The organism is Devosia sp. P1_H9 (assembly GCF_056405135.1).
In genome coordinates, this window is the sequence record NZ_JBFUCQ010000004.1 from 113772 (window position 1) to 133857 (window position 20086).

A 20086-nucleotide genomic window follows, 5' to 3' on the forward strand; every position below is an offset into this window, starting at 1 on the left:
CTCCTAGTGATACGGGCCTTGCAGAAAGACCAGGGTGTGGGGGCTCCGCCCGATATCGGGCTGGGGCGGGGACAAAGGCGACGACCAGTGCGGGTCGCTACGCCGTGACGGCCTTGACGCTCTCGCGGAGAACGATCGAGCAAGGCACCTCGACGCGGCGCTCGAGGTCGGTTTCGCCAAGGACCAGGTCCATCACCAGGTCGGCCGCACGCTGGCCCAGCTCGGAGGTGGCCTGCTGGATGGTCGAGAGGGCCGGCAGCATGAACGCTCCGACCTCGGCGCCGTCGAAGCCGATGACCGACACGTCGTCCGGCACCCGCAGGCCGCCATCGACAACGGTCTTGATGAAGCCGATCGCCGTGTCGTCGTTGGCGCAGACGATCGCACTGGGCCGCTCGCTCGATGGCTGTTCGAGGAAGTGCGCCCCGGCCCTGACGCCGCCGCCGAAGTTGAAGTCGCCCTGGTAGAGTTGCAGCGCCGCTTCCGGCAGCCCGTGGGTGGCGAGTGCGGTGCGCACGCCGCGCAAGCGCTCGATATCGTGGTAGTTGCCCTCGCGACCGCGCACATAGAGGAAGCCCCGGTGCCCCAGCCCGATGAGCTCGGACACGGCGGCGCTGATGGCATCGTGGTCGTTACTGACGACGCTTGGGATGCCCTCGGCGCTCATGTCGAAATGCAGTGAGACGATCGGCAGTCCCGTATCGGTGAGGCTTCGCCCATTGGCGCCGGGCATGGCGCTCGCCATCAGCAGCACGCCGGATACCGTCCCGCCCAGGGCGACGGTGAGGATGTGCTCGTCGGTTTCGGCTTCGCGCGAGACGTTGGCGATGAGCAGAGAAAAACCGCGCTCCTTCAGGGCCTTGCCGGCGGACCGCAGCACTTCGATGACCGTCTGCGAGGCACCGATATAGAGCTCCTCGGGGAGCACGATCATGATGGTGCGGGTCCGCCCGACGCGCAGGCTGCGCGCCGTCTGGTTGGCGGTGTAGCCGAGCTTGCGGGCCGCCGCCTCGACCTTGAGACGGGTGGGCTCGGCGATGCGGCCGGGCATGGTCAAGGCGCGGCTGACCGTCGATGTCGCGACACCGGCCTCTCGGGCCACGTCCGCGATCGAAGGACCGGCCGCACGATCATCCGATGTTCTCGTCATCGCTGAATCATCCTCGTCCCTCTTTTCGCCGGAATTTTCTCAGGGCGTCAAACACTTACCGCTGCCTATTCAGTGGGCAAAATAGGCGCTTGCGCACCAAAACAGCATATGCAATCAATATCGCGTTGGCAATCGATTGCCAAGTAGGTTGTCTTTCCCAGCAAGATCAACTCGCAGACTTTTCCAGTGCCAGGGAAAGGCCCCTCCGAAGCGCCGATTTCCTCTCAGTTCGAGAAAGGGAAGCATGATGCCTATGAAGTGGTTTACCCGCCGCGCGCTCATCCTCACCGCCACATCGGCGGCGGCTGCGCTGGCTCTCACCGGCTACGGCCGAGGGGAGGACGTGATCGACAATTCGCCTGCTGAGGGCACGATCCAGGTCTGGATCGGCGGCGCCGAAGGCGAGAAGATGCCCGGCTTCCTCGCCGAGTTCGAGGCGCAGAACCCCGGCGTCAAAGTTGAAGTGACGCAGATCCCGTCGGACCAGTTCGACGCCAAGCTCCTCACCGCCATCGCCGCCGGCACGGTCCCCGACCTCGTTCGCCTCTACTCGCAGAGCCAGGCGAGCCTCATGGCGACGGGTGCCTTCGCACCGGTGCCCGCCGGCGTCGCCAACCCGGACGACTTCTTCACCAACGCCTACAACACCAACGTCAAGGCCGGCGTCGCCTACGGCATCCCGCTCGACGTCTACGCCACGATGTTCCAGTACCGCAAAGACCTGGCCGAAAAGGCGGGCCTTGGCGCTCCCAAGACCTGGGACGAACTGAAGGCCTTCGCCAAGGCCATGCAGGCGCAGGGCTCCAAGTGGGGCATCGGCATGGATGTCGGCTACGACATCTACAACGCCCAGGGCCTCAACGAATTCATCCACCAGAACGGCGGCAGCTTCATCAGTGCCGATGGGGCCAAGTGGACCATCAACTCCGCCGAGAACGTCAAGGCGCTGGAGTTCTGGGGTTCGCTGTTCTCCGAGGGCCTCGCGTCTCCCGATGGCCCGAAGTTCCTCGACACCGTGCCGTGGTTCACCTCGGGCGAGATCGCCAGCAAGGACATCGGCCCCTGGTTCGAGCAGTGGGCGGTCGACGCCAACGGCCGTGAGTGGGTCGATGCGAACCTCGCGACAGCCGAAATGCCGGCCGGACCGGTGGGGACCGCCTCGGCGCTCGGCTCGGGCAGCATCGCCGTGCTCAAGGACGGCAAGAACCAGGTCGCAGCCTGGAAGCTCGCCCGCTACCTGACGCAGCCGGCCACGCAGATCGCCTGGTACAAGCTGTTCGGCAGCCTGCCCTCGGTGAAGGCCGCCTGGGATGATCCGGCAATCGCCGGCAACAAGCTGCTCGATGCCGAGCGCAAGGCACTCGAGACGGCCGTCGACATTCCGCAGGTCCCCACCTGGAGCCAGGTCGGCACCTATATCGGCCAGCAGACGGAGCGGGTCGCTCGCGGCCAGGCGACTGCCCAGCAGGTGCTGGACGACGCGCAGGCCTTCGCCGAGTCGGTCGGGGTGGGCAACTAGGCCCTTCCCTCGGACTAGCAACATGCCGTGGAGCGCTGACCATCGCGCTCCACGGACGCCCGCTACGGGATGCCATCGTCTTCAAGGGGAATTCAGTTGAGCAGCACGTTGGGGAAAGCACCCCGGCCGACTCCATGGCAGACAACAACCGCGTGGACCTTCATCGCGCCGTTCATGGCGACGTTTGCGGTCTTCACCGCGGTCCCCGCGCTGATTGCCCTCGTCTACAGCTTCACCAATATCGGCGTCGCAGATATGCGGCATCCGTTCGATGTCGACTTCGTCTTCCTCGGCACCTTTGCCCGTGTGCTGACCAATGCCGGCTTCCTGCAGTCCTTGGCGACGACGGGGCTCTTTGTCGTCATCGGGGTGCCGCTGACGATGCTGATCGGGCTGGCACTCGCGCTCGCCCTCAATAGCGGAATCAAAAAACTGAGGGCCGCTTACCGGGCTGCCTTCTACCTGCCGGTGATCACCAACATCGTCGCCGCGGCGGTCATCTGGCAGTACGCGTTCACGCTGCAGGGACCGGCCAACTCGTTCCTCGCCTCGATCGGCATCGCCGGCCCCAACTGGCTCGGCAGCCCCAACATGGCGTTCACGACCGTGGTGATGCTGGCCATCTGGCGAAACATCGGCACCTGCATGGTGCTGTTCCTCGCGGGGCTCCAATCCATTTCGGCCGAGGTCTACGAGGCCGCCGCGCTTGACGGCGCCGGTGCCTGGAGGCGGCTCATCTCGATGACGCTGCCGCTGCTGCAACCAACGACGCTGCTGGTCAGCGTGCTCATGACCGTCTCCTACATGAACATCTTCGACGAGCCGTATCTGGTGACGAAGGGCGGCCCGGTCGGCGCGACCAAGTCAGTCGCCCTCTGGGTCTACGAGCAGTTCGGCTTCGGCAACATCGCCAACGCCATGGCCGGCGCCTACGTGATGCTCGCCATCATCATCGTGCTCGGAATTATCCAGCTTCGCATGCTGAGGGCCCGGTCATGACCCCGAAGAACACTCTCGCTACGCCGCTGCTCTACGTGCTGCTGACCGTGCTCGCGGCAGTGACGCTCATTCCCTTTGTCTGGGTGATGTTCGGCGCCTTCAAGTCGCAGGCCGAGATCATGGCGGCCCCCGGTGCCTGGTTGCCGAAGAGCTTTGGCAATTTCGACAACTTCATCGAACTGTTCGAGCATCGGCAGTTCGGCACGTTCATGCGCAACTCGCTGATCGTCTCGGGCTTCACGGTGGTTGCGAACGTGCTGTTCAGCTCGATGGCGGGATACGCGCTGGCGAAGCTGCCGTTCAAAGGCCGTCGTCTCGTCTTCGCCTGTGTCCTCATGGCGATGATGATCCCGTATGTCGCGCTGTTCGTGCCGCAGTTCTTCGTCATCGTGCAGATGGGGCTCGTGAATACGCTAACCGCGGTGGTGCTGCCGATCGCCGTCATGCCGATCGCGGTGTTCATCATGCGGCAGTTCGCCGACTCGATCCCCGACGACCTCCTCGAAGCCGCGCGGCTCGATGGCGCCGGAGAGTTCCGCATCTTCTTCGGGATCTTCCTGCCACTGCTCGGACCGGCAGTCGCGACCGTCGCGATCATCACCTTCCTCAACTCGTGGAACTACTTCCTCTGGCCGCTGATCGTCGCCCAGAGCGAGGAGACCTACACGCTTCCGGTCGGCCTCTCGATCGCCTCGCAGGCGGCCAAATCGACGGACTACGGCTTGCTGCTGGCGGGCGCAGTCGTCGTCCTCCTGCCCGTCCTGCTGCTGTTCATTTTTCTGCAGAAGTACTTTGTCCGCGGCATTGCCGTGACCGGGCTGAAATAGCCCGATCGACCCCATTATCCCAAATTGCCCTTACCTGGAGACCTTCATGTCCCGTCGCTATGCCACCGACATCATCACGTTCTACCATCCGCAGTTCTGGGGCCTGAACACCGACGCGGAGCTGCAGGAGTGGGTAGCGGGCAACCCGGACAAGTTCTGGGAAACCGTGCTGGGAGTCCTCGCGGAAACGGGTGTCCCGGGCGTCGAGCTGACCTTCGCGCCCGGCAGCATCGAGAACGTCATCCGGAGCTTCGGAAGCGGTGCGGCGTTCAAGCGGGAACTCGACACCCGCGGGCTGTCCGTCGTGAGTTCCTTCATCGCCGACCCCAGCCTCCCGAACTGGCGCATAGCGGATGATCTTGGGGTAATCGTGGCCGATGCCGAGCGGCGGGCTGCGTTCCTCGTCGAGGTCGGCGCCGACATGCTGGTCACCGGCCTGCCGATGCGGCGGACCTACGGCGAGCGGCCGGCGTTCTTCGTCGACGCGCCCTACATGACCCGGATGGCCGAAATCGCCCACACGATTGGCGAGGCCGTCAGCCGGCTGGGTGTGAAGCTCGCCATCCACACCGAATCCAACAGCTCGCTGTGGCTCGAGCGCGACATCGACCTGTTCATGTCGTTCACCGATCCCAACTATGTCTGGCTGTGCCCGGATTCCTGCCACATCGCGCTTGGCGGCGGTGACCCGGTTGCGGTTGCCCGGCGCCACGCGCAGCGCATTGCGCTGGCGCACTGGAAAGACGCGGTGGGGCCAATCAGCGAGAAGATGGTCATCGACCACACGATCTACGCCCAGCAGCAGCGCTTCATGTGCGGGCTCGGCGACGGAGTTGTCGACTGGAAAGGGTGGTCCGACGCCATGCTCGAGACCCCCGGCAGCGAGATCGTCCTCATCGAGCTCGATGCCGCGACTGACCCCGTCACCGCGCTGCGAGCCGGCCGGACGTTCGTCGAGGGGATCGGGGGGTGATCGACTTCAGCGTCTGCATCGAAACGGCGTTCACCGAGGGCGGGCGTAACGTGCCCGACCGGGTGTGGGCCGCGGCGGACGCCGGGTTTCCCGCTGTCGAGATCTGGGACTGGCGGGACAAGCCGCTGCCCGAACTGCGGCGGGCGTTGACGGCCTCGAACACCGAGCTCCATACGCTGTGCGTCGAAACATGGCGCGACAAGTGCCAACTCGCCGATCCACAGTCGCACGACGAGTTCATCGCCCGCGTCGAACGCTCGGCTGCCGTTGCAGTCGATCTTGGTACGCCCAAGCTGGTCGTTCTGGCCGGAGATGTCATTGCGGACCGCGACATCGCCTCCCAACGGCAAGCCGTGGCCGATGTCCTCGCAAGGGCTTCGGACGCCGTTTCGGCCTCGAATCTCGAGCTGGTGGTCGAGGTCGTCAACCGGCAGTTCGAAGGACCGAACGCCCTGCTCCGGGATTCCGCCGCTGCCCTGGACGTGGTTCGGCGAACGGACCGCCCGAACGTCAAGTTCCTGTATGACCGCTACCACGCCATCCTCAACGGGGAACCGCGCGGCTGGGCGATTGACACGCAAATGGACCTGGTTGGTCACATCCAGGCCGCGGACGTGCCTGGTCGCCATGAGTTCGGCTCTGGAAACCAGGACTGGACCGGGGAGTTGGCGTGGCTACTCCGGGCCGGCTACGCAGGCTATGTCGGCATCGAGATCGAACCGGCGACAGACAGCGCCGGTCTCTATGCTGGCGCACAATCCATCCTGATGGCCGCCCAGCGCCTTGGCGGTTAAGCCACGGCGCCCTTCGGGGTGGCAAAAACAGAAATAATATTAGGGAGTTAATGGCGGAGAGGGAGGGATTTGAACCCCCGATGGAGTTGCCCCCATGCCGCATTTCGAGTGCGGTGCAATCGACCACTCTGCCACCTCTCCGCGAGGTCGATGACGCGTTGCCGCGGCTGGTCGAGACGGGCGGGCTTATGGCATAGCATGATGGACGCTGCAACACTCTTTGGCTCGCCCACGCGCATGACCCTTCCGCTCTTTGTTTATGGCACGCTGCGCGACCCTGATCTCCTGGCCGCCGTGCTGGGGCGCGCGCTGCGGCCGGGCGGTCAGCACGTTGCTCGCGCGCCTGGCTTTCGCGCCGTGCACTATCCCGGGCGCATCTACCCCGCATTGATCCGAGTGCCGGGTGCCGCCGCGGAAGGACTGCTGCTGATCGATCTCAGCCCGTTCGAGCGCGACCTGCTGGACGCCTTCGAGGGCGAGGAATATCGGCGCACGCCGGTGGCCGCGATGGTCGAGGAGGACCTGTTCGAGGCCGACGCGTATTTGCCGGCGATTGCTGTTCCGAACGAGGGCCTCGACTGGTCGCTCGGCCGCTGGCAGGCCGAACATAAGCCGCGGGTTCTCGGCGCCGAGGCGGCGAGTGCGGCCGACATTCGTGCCAAGCTGATTGCGGTGCGCCCGAACTAGCCGGATTTGCTGCGTCGCCGACCTTGACTCCGCTTGAATTTGCCCCGATAAGGCCGCTCGAATTGCGTGCGGCATCTGCTGCGCGCATTTTTGATTTTGTTCAACCGCTGTCCGAGGCCGCCGCCAATTCGATTGGCAGCCTATCTCGAAGCCCGCAGGAACAGGCATCGCCTGCGGCGCCACAGGGCGCGATAACGAAGAGGTCCGGGATATCCCGGCAAAGCTATGACGTTTGCAGTAATCAAGACCGGCGGCAAGCAATACAAGGTTGCCGCCAATGACGTGGTGAAGATCGAGAAGCTCGACGCCCAGCCCGGCGACGTGGTCACCTTCGACCAGGTCCTGATGGTTGGCGAGGGTGACGCGGTCACCGTTGGCGCGCCGCTGGTTGCGGGTGCCCTCGTTGCTGGCCAGTTCATCGCCACCGAGAAAGAGCGCACCGTCATCATCCTGAAGAAGGAGCGCCGCCAGCACTACGATCGCCGTAACGGCCATCGTCAGCGCCTGTCGACCGTGCGCATCACCGAGATCCTGACCGGCGGCGCCAAGCCGACCACCAAGGTCGACGAGATCGCCAAGGCCCGTGCCGAAAAGCGCGCTGCCGCCGCCGCTGCTTCGGCGACCGTGACCGAGGCCCCGAAGGCTGCCGCCAAGCCGGCCGCCGTGAAGAAGGCCCCGGCCAAGAAGGCGGCTCCGGCTGCTGACGCGACCGAGACCAAGGCTCCCGCCAAGAAGGCTGCCGCTCCCAAGAAGGCTGAGACCAAGGAAGCTGCGCCCAAGGCTGAGAAGCCCGCGACTGAGAAGAAGCCGGCGGCCAAGAAGGCCGCTCCCAAGGCGACCAAGGAATAAGGAGAGTAACCGATGGCACATAAGAAGGCAGGCGGTTCCTCCCGCAACGGTCGCGATACGGCTGGCCGACGTCTTGGCGTCAAGAAGTTCGGCGGCGAAGCTGTGATCGGTGGCAACATCATCATCCGCCAACGCGGCACGAAATGGCATCCGGGCACCGGCGTCGGTATGGGCATCGACCATACCATTTACGCCCTTATCCCCGGCCACGTGGCGTTCAAAACCCGCGCCAACGCCAAAGTCTACGTGTCGGTACTCCCGGCAGCAGAAGCAGCAGAATAACCCGGTGAGGCCTAACAACCCCTGCCGGAGACCAGCTCCCCGGCAAGGCGACTAGGCAGTCCGCCGCGCGACAAGATCCAAGGGGAGCCGGAATCCGGTTCCCCTTTTGTCTTTTTCGTCGTGAGGGCGGCTGAAAATGAGACTGTACCTGAGCTCCTACCGGATCGGCGATCGCGCCGGTTCGCTACTCGCACTCCTCGGCAATGGCCGGCGCGCCGCCATCATCGAGAACGCACTCGACAACATCTCGCCCGCAGCGCGCGAGCTCTATCGCAACGAGGCCTATGACCCGGTCTCGGAGCTGGGCTCGCTCGGCATCGCCGCCACCCCGCTCGACCTGCGCGACCATTTCGGCGACCCCGAAGGGCTGCGAACCCGGCTCAGCCAGTTCGACCTGGTCTGGGTCACCGGCGGCAACGCGTTTGTGCTGCGCCGCGCCATGAAGCAGTCGGGATTCGATGACGTGATTGTCGACATGCTCGACAATGACGAGATCGTCTATGGCGGCTTTTCGGCCGGTGCCGTGGTGGCGGCGCCGAGCCTCGAAGGCATCCATCTGATGGATGATCCCGACGAGGCGCCGCCTGGCTACGACCGCGAGATCGTCTGGGACGGCCTCGGGCTGATCGACCACGCGATCGTCCCGCATTACCGCTCGCCACACCCCGAGACCACGTCGGCAGAACGCGCGGTGCGGCATCTGTGCGGCCGAGGGCTCCGCTATCGCGCCCTGCGCGACGGCGAGGTGATCGTGTGGACCGAGGATCGGACGGCGTCGATCGATCCGACGCGGAGGATTGCGTGATGAAGAAGTTCGAGGACGACGAGGACTTTGTCCCCAAGCGGCGGCCCCAGCTGATGGGCCCCGCCGCCCAGGCGAAAGCGCTCGCCGAGGCGACGGCGAAGCTGGCGGCCCGCCGCCAGCGCGATGCCCTGCCGCACCGCATCGAGACGCCCCGGCTGGTCCTGCGCGCCCCGATCCGCGGCGACGTACCAGACCTGGTGAAGCTCGCCGACAACAAGGCGATCGCCGAAAAGCTGTCGCGCCTGCCGCATCCCTATACGAGGGCCGACGCCATCGGTTTCATCGAGATCATCGCGCAGCGGCCCGATGAACGGCCCTATGCCATCACGCTCAACGACCAGTTCATCGGCGTGGTAGGGTTCACCTTCCACCCTGGCGAGCTGCCCGAACTCGGCTACTGGCTGGGTGAGCCTCACTGGGGCAAGGGCATCATGAGCGAGGCCGTGAAGGGCCTCATCGAGGCGGCCTTCGCCACGCATCTGTTCCCGCGCATCAAATCGAGGGCACTGGCCAGCAACGCCGGCTCGCTCAACGTTCTCACCAAGGCCGGGTTCGTCCGCATTGGCGAAGGCACCGACCCCGCCGGCACGCTGAAGGACAAGCCGATCGTGTTCTTCGAACTGGAGCAGCCGAAATGGAGCTAGGAATTGGCGGCCTTCGTGAAGCTCGAACCGGGAACGGCATCTGACATGGACGTAACGCTCCGCACGCCCCGCCTCACGCTGCGTCAGCCGGTGCTGGACGATGCCTCGCGCATCGCCCGCTTCCTCGACAACTTCGCTGTCGCCGGAAACCTCAGTCGCGTGCCCTATCCCTATCGTCTTGCCGACGCCAAGGCGTGGCTCCGCACCTGGCGGCCCGACACCCCGGCCGGCGAAACCGGCTTCATGATCGACCTCGATGGCGAGGGGGTGATCGGCAATGTCGGCTTTCACCGCGATATCGAGGGGACCGTCATCGGCTATTGGCTGGCCCAGCCGTTCTGGAACCGCGGGCTGATGAGCGAGGCGGTACGCGCCAGCCTCGACTGGTATTTCGAGACCACCAGCGCTTCCACCCTCGCCTCGGGCGTGTTCCACTTCAACAAGGCCTCGCTCGCCATCCAGAAGAAGGTCGGATTCGTCGAGATCGGCACCTCCACGCGCCTTTGCCTTGCGCGCGGAGAGGAGGTGCGCCATATCGACACGGAATTGACACGCACCGCCTGGATGGCCCACCGGCAGGCCACCAGAGAAAGTACCAGATGAAATTCCTCGACCAAGCGAAGGTCTTCGTACGCTCCGGCAATGGCGGTGCCGGCGCGGTGTCGTTCCTGCGCGAGAAATTCGTCGAGTTCGGCGGTCCGAACGGCGGCAATGGCGGCCGGGGCGGTGATGTGATCATCCGCTGCGTCGATGGCCTCAACACGCTGATCGACTACCGCTTCCAGCAGCACTTCAAGGCCGCCACCGGCACCCACGGCATGGGCAAGGACCGCCATGGCGCCAAGGGCGAGGACACCATCCTCAAGGTCCCGGTCGGCACCCAGGTGTTCGAGGAGGACGGCGAAACGCTGATCGTCGACTTCACCGAGGTCGGCCAGGAAATCACCTTGCTTTCGGGCGGCAATGGCGGCTTCGGCAACGCCCATTTCAAGACCAGCGCCAACCAGGCACCTCGCCGCGCCAATCCCGGTCTCCTCGGCACCGAGAAATGGATCTGGCTGCGCCTCAAGCTGATCGCCGATGCCGGCCTCGTCGGCCTGCCCAATGCCGGCAAGTCGACCTTTCTCGCCGCAGTCTCGGCGGCGAAACCGAAGATCGCCGACTACCCCTTCACTACGCTCCACCCCAATCTCGGCGTCGTCAGCATCGGCGAGCGCGACCTGGTGCTGGCCGATATTCCAGGGCTGATCGAGGGCGCGCATGAAGGCCAGGGGCTGGGCGACCGTTTCCTCGGCCATGTCGAGCGCTGCGCCATCCTCGTGCACCTGATCGACGGCACGCAGGAGGATGTGAAGACCGCCTACAAGACCATCCGCGGCGAACTCGCTGCCTATGCCGAAGAGCTGGCCGAAAAGCCGGAGATCGTCGTCCTCAACAAGATCGACGCGATCGATCCCGACGAGGTGAAGGAAAAGGTGAAGGTGCTGAAGCGCGCCAGCAAGGCCGAGGTCTTCACCTGCTCGGGCGTCACCGGCGAAGGCGTCGACAAGGTGCTCTACCGCATCGTCGCGCAGATGGACGCCGACAAGGCCGAGCGCGAGGAACTCGAACGCCGCAAGGCTGAGCCCACCTGGGTGCCCTGATGGCCAACGCCCTCGCGCCCTATCGGCGCCTGACCATCAAGATCGGCTCCGCCCTCCTCGTCGACGGCAAGACGGGCAAGCTCCGCGCCGAATGGCTGGCCTCGCTCGCCGCCGATCTCGCTTCGCTGAAGGCAGCAGGCGTGTCGCTGGTCATCGTCTCGTCCGGCGCCATCGCACTCGGCCGCCGGCTGCTGAACCTCGACGCCAAGGCACTGCCGCTCGAGCAGAGCCAGGCCGCCGCCAGCGCCGGGCAGATTGCCCTGTCGCAGGCCTGGGCCGCAGCGCTCGCCGGGCACGGGATCGTCACCGGCCAGATCCTGCTCACGCCGAACATCACCGAGGAACGCCGCTACTTCCTCAACGCCCGCACCACCATCTCGACGCTGCTCGGGCTGGGTGCGATCCCGATCATCAACGAGAACGATTCCGTCGCCACCGCCGAGATCCGCTACGGCGATAACGATCGCCTGTCGGCCCGCGTCGCGACCATGATCGAGGCCGACTGCCTGATCCTTCTCTCCGATGTCGACGGCCTCTATACCGCGCCGCCCGCCAAGGACCCGAGCGCCGAGCACCTGCCCTTCGTCGCCGCCATCACCCCCGAGATCGACGCCATGGCCGGCGGCGCCGCGAGCCACCTGAGCCGCGGCGGCATGACCACCAAGGTCGAGGCCGGCAAGATCGCGACGCAGGCCGGCACCGCCATGATCATCGCCAAGGGCACCGAGAGCCATCCGCTCCGCGCCCTGACCGAAGGCGCGCGCCACACCCTGTTCGCCCCCGCCGAATCCCGCGCCCAGGCCCGCAAGCGCTGGATCATGGGCCATCTGGAACTGCTCGGCGCCATCTATGTCGACGCCGGCGCCGCCCGCGCCCTGCTCGACGGCAAGAGCTTGCTCCCGATCGGCGTCACCCGCGTCACCGGCGAGTTCGGCCGCGGCGACGCGGTTGCCATCCTCAACCCCGAGGGACGCGAGATCGCCCGCGGCCTTGCCGGCATGGGTCGCGAGGAAGCCGATCTGGTGAAGGGCAAGAACTCCCGCGTCGTCTCCGATCTGCTCGGCATCGGCACGCGATCGGAACTCATCCACCGTGATAACATGGTGGTGCTGATGGGCCTGGAGGCCAAAGTCTGATGAGCGCAGCTGAGGCAGTCGCCAACGACCTCTCCACTGTGATGCTCGAGATCGGCCGCCGCGCCCGCGCCGCCGCCGGCGTGCTCGCGTTTGCGACGCCCGAGAGCAAGGTCACGGCGCTGCACGCCGCCGCCGACGCCATCGACACCCGCCGCGACGATATCCTTTCGGCAAATGCGCTCGACATGCGCGCCGCCGAGGGCAAGGGTATCTCCAGGGCCTTCCTCGATCGCCTGCAGCTTACCGACAAGCGCATCGACGGCATGATCGAGGGCCTTCGCACCATCGCCGACCTGCCCGATCCGGTCGGCCGCGAGCTGGCCGAATGGACCCGCCCCAACGGCATGACCATCCGCCGTGTTTCGACCCCGCTCGGCGTCATCGGCGTCATCTTCGAAAGCCGCCCCAACGTCACCGCCGACGCCGGAGCGCTGACGCTGAAGGCCGGCAATGCGGTGATCCTTCGCGGCGGCTCAGACAGCGTGAACTCTACCCGCGCCATTCACACCTGCCTGGTCGAGGGCCTGAAGGCCGCTGGCCTCCCCGCCGACGCCATCCAGATCGTCCCCACCACCGATCGCGCCGCCGTCGGCGAGATGCTGGGCGGACTCGGCGGCACCATCGACGTCATCGTGCCGCGCGGCGGCAAGACCCTGGTCGCCCGCGTCCAGTCCGAAGCGCGGGTACCGGTCTTCGCCCACCTCGAGGGCATCTGCCACACCTTCATCGACGCCTCGGCCCAGCTGCAGATGGCCATCGATGTTACCCTCAACGCCAAGATGCGCCGCACCGGCGTCTGCGGCGCCACCGAGACGCTGCTGGTGCACCGCGATGTCGTCGCTACGCACCTGAAGCCGGTGATCGCCGCGCTCGTCGCCAAGGGCTGCGAGATCCGCGGCGATGCGACCGTCATGTCGCTGATCCCCGAGGCCGTCGCCGCGACCGAAGCGGACTGGCACACCGAATACGAGGACGCGATCATCTCGGTGAAAATCGTGGCCGATGTCGGCGAGGCCATCGCCCATATCGGCAAATACTCGTCGCACCACACGGAGGCGATCATCACCGAGGACGCCGGCTCGGTCGCCCGCTTCTTCAACGAGATCGACAGCGCCATCCTTCTCCATAACGCCTCGACCCAGTTCGCCGACGGCGGCGAGTTCGGTTTCGGCGGCGAAATCGGCATCGCCACCGGAAAATTCCACGCCCGCGGCCCGGTCGGCGTCGAGCAGTTGACGAGCTTCAAATATCTCGTCGAAGGCAACGGGCAGACGCGGCCTTGATCCAAACGAGCCTCGCGCCCGACATCACCGCCCTCCCCCCGTCCGGCTCCGGCCTGCGCATCGGGCTGTTCGGCGGTAGCTTCAACCCGATCCACGACGGACACCGCCTCGTGGCGGAGCAGTGCCTCAAGCGCCTCGACCTCGATGCCGTGTGGCTACTGGTCTCGCCGGGTAACCCGTTGAAAGACCATTCCGAACTCGCGCCGCTCGAGGCCCGCGTCCGCGCCGCCCGCGACCTCACCGCCAATCCGCGCATCCACGTCACCGGCGTCGAAGCCCTGCACCGCTTCCACTACACCGTCGACACGCTGGAATGGCTGGCCGACGCCTGCCCCGATACCCGCTTCGTCTGGATCATGGGGGCCGACAACCTCTCCCAGTTCGACCGCTGGGAGCGCTGGCAGGATATCGCCGCGCTGATGCCGATCGCCGTTTACGCGCGACCTGGCTCCACCTTCCGCGCCACCGTGTCGAAAGCCGCTATCGCGCTGAAGAAACAACGCCTGCCCGAAGAGGCCGCCGAGACCCTTGCAAGCAGCCAGCCACCCGCTTGGGTCTATCTCCACGGCATCACTTCGCCGCAGTCTTCGAGCGCCATCCGGGCGCGGCGGCAAGCTCGGCAGAGCGATCCGGCAAATTGATTGCACCCCGCTGCCTTGCAGAACTCCAAACGAAGCGTCATATTGAGGGAGTAGTGGTTATTCGCCACTCAGTATGGGACAACAACGATAGCTGCGCTTTTGCGAGCCTTTCGACCCCACAACCAAGGACAGCTGAAACACGCATGACCCGTGCTTGTCTTGCATGGGCTGAGGCCATTTGATGGCATCGCCCAAGAAGAAGACCGAACCCGCCCCGGTGACCGAGGTCGCCGTTGAACCCCGCATGATCGATCTGGTGCTGCATAGCCTTGACGACGCCAAGGCCGAGCAGACCGTTGCCATCGACATCACCGGCAAGTCGTCGCTCACCGACCATATGGTGGTGACGTCGGGCCGCTCGAACCGCCATGTCGGCGCCGTTGCTGATCAGCTGGTGAAAGCGCTCCGCGAAGGTGGTTTTGGCAAGCCGCGGATCGAGGGACTGCCGCACGCCGACTGGGTGCTGGTCGATGCCGGTGACGTCATTGTCCATATCTTCCGGCCCGAAGTGCGCGAGTTCTACAACATCGAGAAGATGTGGGCGGTCGATTTCGCCGCCGACGGTCGCTAGTCCGTCGGCGTCCTCGCCTTGCGCATCGCGATTGCCGCCATCGGCCGTATGAAGCAGGGCCCCGAGCGTGAACTCGTCGCGCGCTATCTCGATCGCGCCAAGGCATCGGGAAAGCCTCTTGCGCTGACCGGTTTCGACGTGCTCGAATTCGCTGAATCCCGCGCCACCACCAGCGACGGCCGCAAAGCCGACGAGGCCGCAACTCTCCGCGCCGCCCTTCCTGAAGGGATCCGCATCGCGCTCGACGAGCACGGCAGGACCATGCCATCGCCGGCCTTCGCGCAGCAGCTTGCCCGCTGGCGCGACGACGGCCGCGCAGCCGTCAGCTTCATCATCGGCGGCGCTGACGGTCTCGATCCCGCCTTCGTGCGCGAAACCGACCTGACGCTGAGCTTCTCCCCCCTCACCTGGCCGCACCAGCTGGTCCGCATCATGCTGGCCGAGCAGCTCTATCGGACCACCACGATATTGTCGGGCCACCCGTACCACCGGGAATGAGCCCCACATCGAGGCTGTGGCCCACGACATTCGTCGCCATTCAAAAGACAAACCCCCGGACTATCGGCCTCTGCGCTATGGTCGCGTGATCATGATTCGGGTGGACGTGGAAGTTTGATGCCGGCAAAGGGCTGGTCGAGACGTGCAATCGCCGGAGGCGCCATTCTGGCGCTGGCGCTTGCCACCGCCGCGCTCGCCCAACAGGCGACGCCGGAAGCGCCCGCTACCGCACCCGATGCAGCTCCCGCCGCAACACCGGCCGCCCCCGACGCTACGCCGGCCGGGGCCACGCCATCCACCACCGACCTCAACCTCCGCCCTTCCGTCGATAGTGTCGAGCCGCTGGCCCCGCCAGTCGATCCGGCAATGGCCGAGCAGCAGAAGGCGCTCACCGAGATCGAGGCCTCGATCTCCGTCACCAAAGAGCGGGCCGACGCGCTGAAAAAAGAGATCGCCGACATGCAGGGCGATCGCAACAAGCAGAATGCCGCCCTGATCGCCGCCGCCGAACGGGTGAAGCGCGCCGAAACCGACATCGCGGCGCTCGAGGACAAGCTCGGCGACCTGATCGTCCAGGAACTCGAAGTCCGCGGCCGGCTCGATGGCGCCGACAACAACATCTCCAACGTCCTCGCGGCGCTCGAGCGCATCTCCCGCAACCCGCCTCCGGCGCTGATCGTCAACCCGTCCGACGCGCTGGGTTCCGCCCGCTCGGCGATCCTCATCTCTGCCATCCTGCCCGAGCTGCAGAAGAAGGCCGACACCGTGATGGCCGACCTGACCAAGCTCGGCCAGATCAAGGCCGATGCCCTCGAACAGCAGGGCAAGCTCGAAGCCAACCTCGAAATCCTCGAGGAAGAGCAGCTGCGGATCGGCACGCTGATTGCCGCCCGCAAGGAAAACGAAAACCGCGCCACCACGGCGCTCGCCGCCGAAGAGGCCGAGGCCCAGGCCCTGGCTGACAAGGCAACCTCGCTCAAGCAGCTGATCGACGACCTGCAGAAGCGCGCCGCTGCCGTCGCTACCGCTGCCGAGGCCACCGCCACCGCCAATGCCGGCGGCAGCACGCCGATGCTCGACCAGGACACGGTCCGCCTCGCTCTCGCCAACACCAACCGGACCGAGCCGGCGGTGCCGTTCGCCCAGGCCAAGGGCTTCCTCACCATGCCCTCGAGCGGCGTCACGGTGATCGATTATGGCGCCGGCGACGGCTTCGGCGGCATTTCGCGCGGCCTCTCCGTGGTCACTCGCGCCGACGCCCAGGTGGTCTCACCCGCCGATGGCTGGGTGCTGTTCCAGGGCGACTACCTCAATTATGGCCAAATCGTCATCCTCAATGCAGGACAGGACTACACCATCCTTTTGGCCGGACTGGACAAGGTCGATGTGCAGATCGGCCAGTTCGTGATGATGGGAGAACCCGTCGGCTCTATGGGATCACAGACAATTGGCCGTACCGTCGCGACCAGTGCTGGTGTCTCCCGCCCGACCCTCTATATTGAAATGCGAAAGAACAATGAACCCGTCGACCCCACGGGATGGTGGTCGGTGGCTTCGGTTCCAACCCAGAGTGGATAGAATTTGATGCGTTTGACGCCCCTCCGCATAGTCGCTTCGATGGCTGCCGTGTTCACGCTCGGGCTCGCCTGTGCTCCACTGATTGCGCAGGACCAGACGCCGCCGGCAGCCGACGCAGCCGTTCCCGCCAGTGCGCCGCGCACCTCCGACGAGGTTTACTCCGATCTCGACCTGTTCGGCGAAGTGTTCGACCGCATCCGCGCCGAATATGTCGAAGCGCCCGATGAGCGAAAGCTCATCCACGCGGCGCTCCAGGGCATGCTCACCTCGCTCGACCCGCATTCGGGCTACATGGAGCCGGTCGAGTATTCCGACGTGCAGGAAGACACTACCGGCCAGTTCGGCGGTCTCGGCATCGAAGTGCAGATGGAAGACGGGGTCATCAAGGTGGTCTCGCCCATCGATGACACTCCCGCGGCCAAGGCCGGCATCCTCGCCAACGACTTCATCGTCGAGCTCGACGGCACCCAGGTCCAGGGCCTGACGCTCGACCAGGCGGTCGAAAAGATGCGCGGCCAGGTTGGTTCGAAGATCACCGTCACGGTGGTCCGCGAAGGCGTCACCGAGCCGCTGAAATTCGAGCTCACCCGCGACATCATCGCCACCCGCGCCGCCCGCATGACCATGGAAGGCGATGTCGGCGTCATCCGCCTCGCCCGCTTCTCCGAGCAGGCCTTCGTCGGCATCCAGAAGGCCGTCGACGACATCTACAAGGCGCGTGACGGCAAGCCCCCCAAGGGCATCATCCTCGATTTGCGCAACAATCCGGGCGGCCTCGTCGACCAGGCCGTGTTCGTCTCCGATGCCTTCCTGCCGCAGGGCGCCGTGGTGCTGACCCGCGGCCGCATCGACAGCGAAAGCTCGCGCTACGACGCCAAGCCCGACGCGCTCGACAAGAAGCTCGCCGATGTGCCGATGGTGGTGCTGATCAATGGCGGCTCGGCCTCGGCGGCCGAGATCGTTGCCGGCGCGCTGCAGGACCACAAGCGGGCGACCCTGGTGGGCACCCGCTCGTTCGGCAAGGGTTCGGTGCAGTCGATCATCCCGCTTGGCGCCGATGGTGCCATGCGCCTGACCACGGCCCGCTACTACACCCCGAACAATCGCTCGATCCAGGCCTCCGGCATCCAGCCCGACATCCTGATCACCCAGGACGTCCCCGAGGAGTTCAAGGGCCGCGACGAGATCATCGGCGAAGCGGCGCTGCCTGGCGAAATCGGCGGTGGCACCGAGGAGAAGGCAACCGTCGGCTCCTCCGTCTATGTCCCTGCCGAAAAGGACAAGGACAACCAGCTGCAATACGCCATCAAGCTCATCGACGGCCTCGAGACCAACGCCGCCTTCCCGCCCAAGTCCGCCGGCTGAGAGCAAACTCCGCAACAGGGTTAACGCTTCCTTACCCTTTGCCCGACACACAATGAGCCTGACCCGGGGCGGCCCGATTCGCCGCCCCGTTCGATTCCCGTGATCTGGGATGAAGGCCCCGACCATATGAGCGACCTCAGCGCGCCCCTCGTTCGCCGCAAGGCCCGGCAGGCCAAGGCCGCCCAGGCCGCCACCGGCGGTGCGCCGCTCCGGCGCCACATCCCCGTCACCCGCATCGCCATCGGCCTCGTCGCGCTGATCGGCCTTGGCGTCACCGCCCGCATCATGCTGGTCGACGATCCCGATGGCGGCCGCCCGAGCGCCACCGTCGATATCGCCGGCGCCACCCCTTCCAACAGTGTCGCCGGCGCCGTCGCCAGCCCGAGCGAAGTGACCATCACCGCCGACCCCGAGATGTTCCCGGCCGAAACCGTCACCGCGCCGGCCGATCCCGTCGAGATGGCGATCGCCGATCCCGCCACGACCGATCCGGAGCTGCTCGAGGACACCGAGTTCGGCCCCATCCCCCGTGTCTCCGGCACGGGTATTCGGCCGTTCGACGCCTACTCGCGTCCATCCGACACACCGGCCACCTCAGGCGGCAAGCCGCAGATCGCCATCGTCGTCTCCGGCCTCGGTCTCAACCTCGACGGTACGCTCGACGCCATCGCCAAGCTGCCCGAAGACGTGACGCTGGCCTTCGCCCCCTATGGCAAGACCCTCGAACGCACGGTCGGCGAAGCCCGTGCCGACGGTCACGAGATCTTCCTCGAAGTGCCGCTCGAGCCTTTCGATTACCCCGAGAACGATCCGGGCCCGGATACCCTGCTCACCGGGCGGGCGCCGCGCGACAACCTCACCAAGCTGTTCAAGGTAATGAGCAGCTTCTCCGGCTATGTCGGGCTGATCAACAACATGGGCGCCCGCTTTACCGCCTCCGGCGCCGATTTCGGCCCGATGATGGAAGAGCTCGGCGCCCGCGGCCTCGGTTATCTCGACGACGGCTCCTCCAACCGCTCACTTGCCCCGCAACTGGCGCGCGCCAACCGCGTGCCGTTCAACCGCGTCGACGCCATGATCGACGCCAATCCCGCCCGCGGCCCCATTCTCGCCGCCCTCACCGCGCTAGAAAAGCAGGCGCGCGACAACGGCTCCGCCATCGGCATCGTCTCGGCCTTGCCGGTCTCCGTCGAAGCCGTTACCGAGTGGGCCGCCGGCCTCGCCGAGCGCGGTTTCGAGATCGTGCCGGCCAGCGCCCTGATGGGAGACAAGTAATGCCCAAGCGCGAAGAGCTACCCTATCGCGATTGCGTCGGCACTGCCGTGTTCAACGCCGAAGGCTTGGTTTTCGTCGGCCGCCGCATGCCCGCCGACAACCCGGAGGTCACGTCCGAGGCCGATTCTCCCTGGCAGATGCCGCAGGGCGGCATCGACAAGGGCGAAAAGCCTGTCGACACCGCCTATCGCGAACTGTTCGAGGAAACCTCGATCCGTTCGGTCGAGCTGATCGCCGAAGCCCCCGAGTGGATCTATTACGATCTCCCCGACGAGGCGCTCGGCATCGCGCTCAAGGGTAAGTACCGCGGCCAGCGCCAGCGCTGGTTCGCCTTCCGCTTCACCGGCAAGGACAGCGACATCGACGTCCTCAACCCCGGTGGCGGCGCGCATCCCGCCGAGTTCGACAAGTGGCGCTGGGAAAAGCTCGAAACGCTCCCCGACCTGATCGTCCCGTTCAAGCGCGAGGCGTATCTCAAGATCGTCGAAGCGTTCAAGGACGTGCCAGCGGGGATCAGGGGCTAGCTGAGGCAGACGGCCACCCTTGCCTCCCCCGCCAATCCGCGCC

22 protein-coding genes and 1 tRNA gene are annotated in these 20086 nt (G+C 65.8%); 21 read left to right on the forward strand and 2 right to left on the reverse strand.

What is annotated here, in order from left to right:
- Positions 1-97: 97 nt before the first annotated feature.
- Positions 98-1150, reverse strand: coding sequence for a LacI family DNA-binding transcriptional regulator (locus AC1DYL_RS08995; protein WP_477172879.1), 1053 nt, complete (start codon positions 1148-1150; stop codon positions 98-100).
- Between the two features lie 253 nt (positions 1151-1403).
- Between AC1DYL_RS08995 and AC1DYL_RS09000 the strand changes: the two genes are divergently transcribed.
- The 5 genes from AC1DYL_RS09000 (at position 1404) to AC1DYL_RS09020 (ending at position 6262) form a co-directional block, all read left to right on the forward strand.
- Positions 1404-2669 carry an extracellular solute-binding protein gene (locus tag AC1DYL_RS09000; RefSeq protein ID WP_477172880.1) on the forward strand — a complete coding sequence of 422 codons (1266 nt, stop codon included), beginning with the start codon at positions 1404-1406 and terminating at the stop codon, positions 2667-2669.
- Between the two features lie 174 nt (positions 2670-2843).
- The gene (locus tag AC1DYL_RS09005) at positions 2844-3668 is read left to right on the forward strand and encodes a carbohydrate ABC transporter permease (RefSeq protein WP_477172881.1); all 825 of its coding nucleotides are present in this window, start codon (positions 2844-2846) and stop codon (positions 3666-3668) included.
- Positions 3665-4495: a carbohydrate ABC transporter permease gene (locus AC1DYL_RS09010; protein ID WP_477172882.1), complete on the forward strand. Its 831-nt coding sequence runs from the start codon at positions 3665-3667 to the stop codon at positions 4493-4495. Before AC1DYL_RS09005 ends, AC1DYL_RS09010 begins: the two co-directional genes overlap by 4 nt.
- 46 nt (positions 4496-4541) lie before the next feature.
- Positions 4542-5468: a sugar phosphate isomerase/epimerase family protein gene (locus AC1DYL_RS09015; RefSeq protein ID WP_477172883.1), complete on the forward strand. Its 927-nt coding sequence runs from the start codon at positions 4542-4544 to the stop codon at positions 5466-5468.
- Complete coding sequence (locus AC1DYL_RS09020; RefSeq protein ID WP_477172884.1) at positions 5465-6262, forward strand: TIM barrel protein; 798 nt, start codon at positions 5465-5467, stop codon at positions 6260-6262. The genes AC1DYL_RS09015 and AC1DYL_RS09020 overlap by 4 nt, the downstream gene beginning before the upstream one ends.
- A gap of 51 nt (positions 6263-6313) precedes the next feature.
- Here AC1DYL_RS09020 and AC1DYL_RS09025 read toward each other — a convergent pair.
- Positions 6314-6403: transfer RNA gene (locus AC1DYL_RS09025), tRNA-Ser, on the reverse strand.
- Between the two features lie 96 nt (positions 6404-6499).
- Here AC1DYL_RS09025 and AC1DYL_RS09030 point away from each other — a divergent pair.
- From AC1DYL_RS09030 to AC1DYL_RS09105, 16 genes are all read left to right on the forward strand, one after another.
- Positions 6500-6949: a gamma-glutamylcyclotransferase family protein gene (locus AC1DYL_RS09030; protein ID WP_477172885.1), complete on the forward strand. Its 450-nt coding sequence runs from the start codon at positions 6500-6502 to the stop codon at positions 6947-6949.
- A gap of 225 nt (positions 6950-7174) precedes the next feature.
- Positions 7175-7798: a 50S ribosomal protein L21 gene (rplU, locus tag AC1DYL_RS09035; RefSeq protein ID WP_477148175.1), complete on the forward strand. Its 624-nt coding sequence runs from the start codon at positions 7175-7177 to the stop codon at positions 7796-7798.
- A 12-nt stretch (positions 7799-7810) separates the two neighbouring features.
- Positions 7811-8080, forward strand: a complete 270-nt coding sequence (gene rpmA / locus AC1DYL_RS09040) for a 50S ribosomal protein L27 (RefSeq protein ID WP_477148176.1) — start codon at positions 7811-7813, stop codon at positions 8078-8080.
- Between the two features lie 136 nt (positions 8081-8216).
- Positions 8217-8885 (forward strand): Type 1 glutamine amidotransferase-like domain-containing protein, encoded by a 669-nt coding sequence (locus AC1DYL_RS09045; protein ID WP_477172886.1) that lies wholly within the window; start codon positions 8217-8219, stop codon positions 8883-8885.
- Positions 8885-9529 carry a GNAT family N-acetyltransferase gene (locus tag AC1DYL_RS09050; RefSeq protein ID WP_477172887.1) on the forward strand — a complete coding sequence of 215 codons (645 nt, stop codon included), beginning with the start codon at positions 8885-8887 and terminating at the stop codon, positions 9527-9529. The genes AC1DYL_RS09045 and AC1DYL_RS09050 overlap by 1 nt, the downstream gene beginning before the upstream one ends.
- Positions 9530-9532: 3 nt before the next feature.
- The gene (locus tag AC1DYL_RS09055) at positions 9533-10132 is read left to right on the forward strand and encodes a GNAT family N-acetyltransferase (protein ID WP_477172888.1); all 600 of its coding nucleotides are present in this window, start codon (positions 9533-9535) and stop codon (positions 10130-10132) included.
- Positions 10129-11172 carry a GTPase ObgE gene (gene obgE, locus AC1DYL_RS09060; RefSeq protein WP_477148180.1) on the forward strand — a complete coding sequence of 348 codons (1044 nt, stop codon included), beginning with the start codon at positions 10129-10131 and terminating at the stop codon, positions 11170-11172. Before AC1DYL_RS09055 ends, obgE begins: the two co-directional genes overlap by 4 nt.
- Entirely contained in the window at positions 11172-12308 is a 1137-nt protein-coding gene (gene proB / locus AC1DYL_RS09065) for a glutamate 5-kinase (RefSeq protein ID WP_477172889.1), read from the forward strand. Before obgE ends, proB begins: the two co-directional genes overlap by 1 nt.
- On the forward strand, positions 12308-13591 hold the full coding sequence (locus AC1DYL_RS09070) for a glutamate-5-semialdehyde dehydrogenase (protein WP_477172890.1): 1284 nt from the start codon (positions 12308-12310) through the stop codon (positions 13589-13591). The genes proB and AC1DYL_RS09070 overlap by 1 nt, the downstream gene beginning before the upstream one ends.
- Positions 13588-14232 (forward strand): nicotinate-nucleotide adenylyltransferase, encoded by a 645-nt coding sequence (locus tag AC1DYL_RS09075; protein ID WP_477172891.1) that lies wholly within the window; start codon positions 13588-13590, stop codon positions 14230-14232. Before AC1DYL_RS09070 ends, AC1DYL_RS09075 begins: the two co-directional genes overlap by 4 nt.
- A gap of 244 nt (positions 14233-14476) precedes the next feature.
- On the forward strand, positions 14477-14803 hold the full coding sequence (gene rsfS / locus AC1DYL_RS09080) for a ribosome silencing factor (RefSeq protein WP_477148502.1): 327 nt from the start codon (positions 14477-14479) through the stop codon (positions 14801-14803).
- 18 nt (positions 14804-14821) lie between these two features.
- A complete protein-coding gene (gene rlmH / locus AC1DYL_RS09085; RefSeq protein ID WP_477172892.1) occupies positions 14822-15301 on the forward strand; it encodes a 23S rRNA (pseudouridine(1915)-N(3))-methyltransferase RlmH in 480 nt (159 codons plus the stop codon).
- Positions 15302-15418: 117 nt separating this feature from the next.
- Positions 15419-16879: a murein hydrolase activator EnvC family protein gene (locus tag AC1DYL_RS09090; RefSeq protein ID WP_477172893.1), complete on the forward strand. Its 1461-nt coding sequence runs from the start codon at positions 15419-15421 to the stop codon at positions 16877-16879.
- A gap of 6 nt (positions 16880-16885) precedes the next feature.
- Entirely contained in the window at positions 16886-18244 is a 1359-nt protein-coding gene (locus AC1DYL_RS09095) for a S41 family peptidase (protein WP_477148186.1), read from the forward strand.
- A 126-nt stretch (positions 18245-18370) separates the two neighbouring features.
- Positions 18371-19519 carry a divergent polysaccharide deacetylase family protein gene (locus tag AC1DYL_RS09100; protein ID WP_477172894.1) on the forward strand — a complete coding sequence of 383 codons (1149 nt, stop codon included), beginning with the start codon at positions 18371-18373 and terminating at the stop codon, positions 19517-19519.
- Positions 19519-20043, forward strand: coding sequence for an RNA pyrophosphohydrolase (locus AC1DYL_RS09105; RefSeq protein WP_477172895.1), 525 nt, complete (start codon positions 19519-19521; stop codon positions 20041-20043). The genes AC1DYL_RS09100 and AC1DYL_RS09105 overlap by 1 nt, the downstream gene beginning before the upstream one ends.
- The last annotated feature ends 43 nt before the right edge of the window (positions 20044-20086 follow it).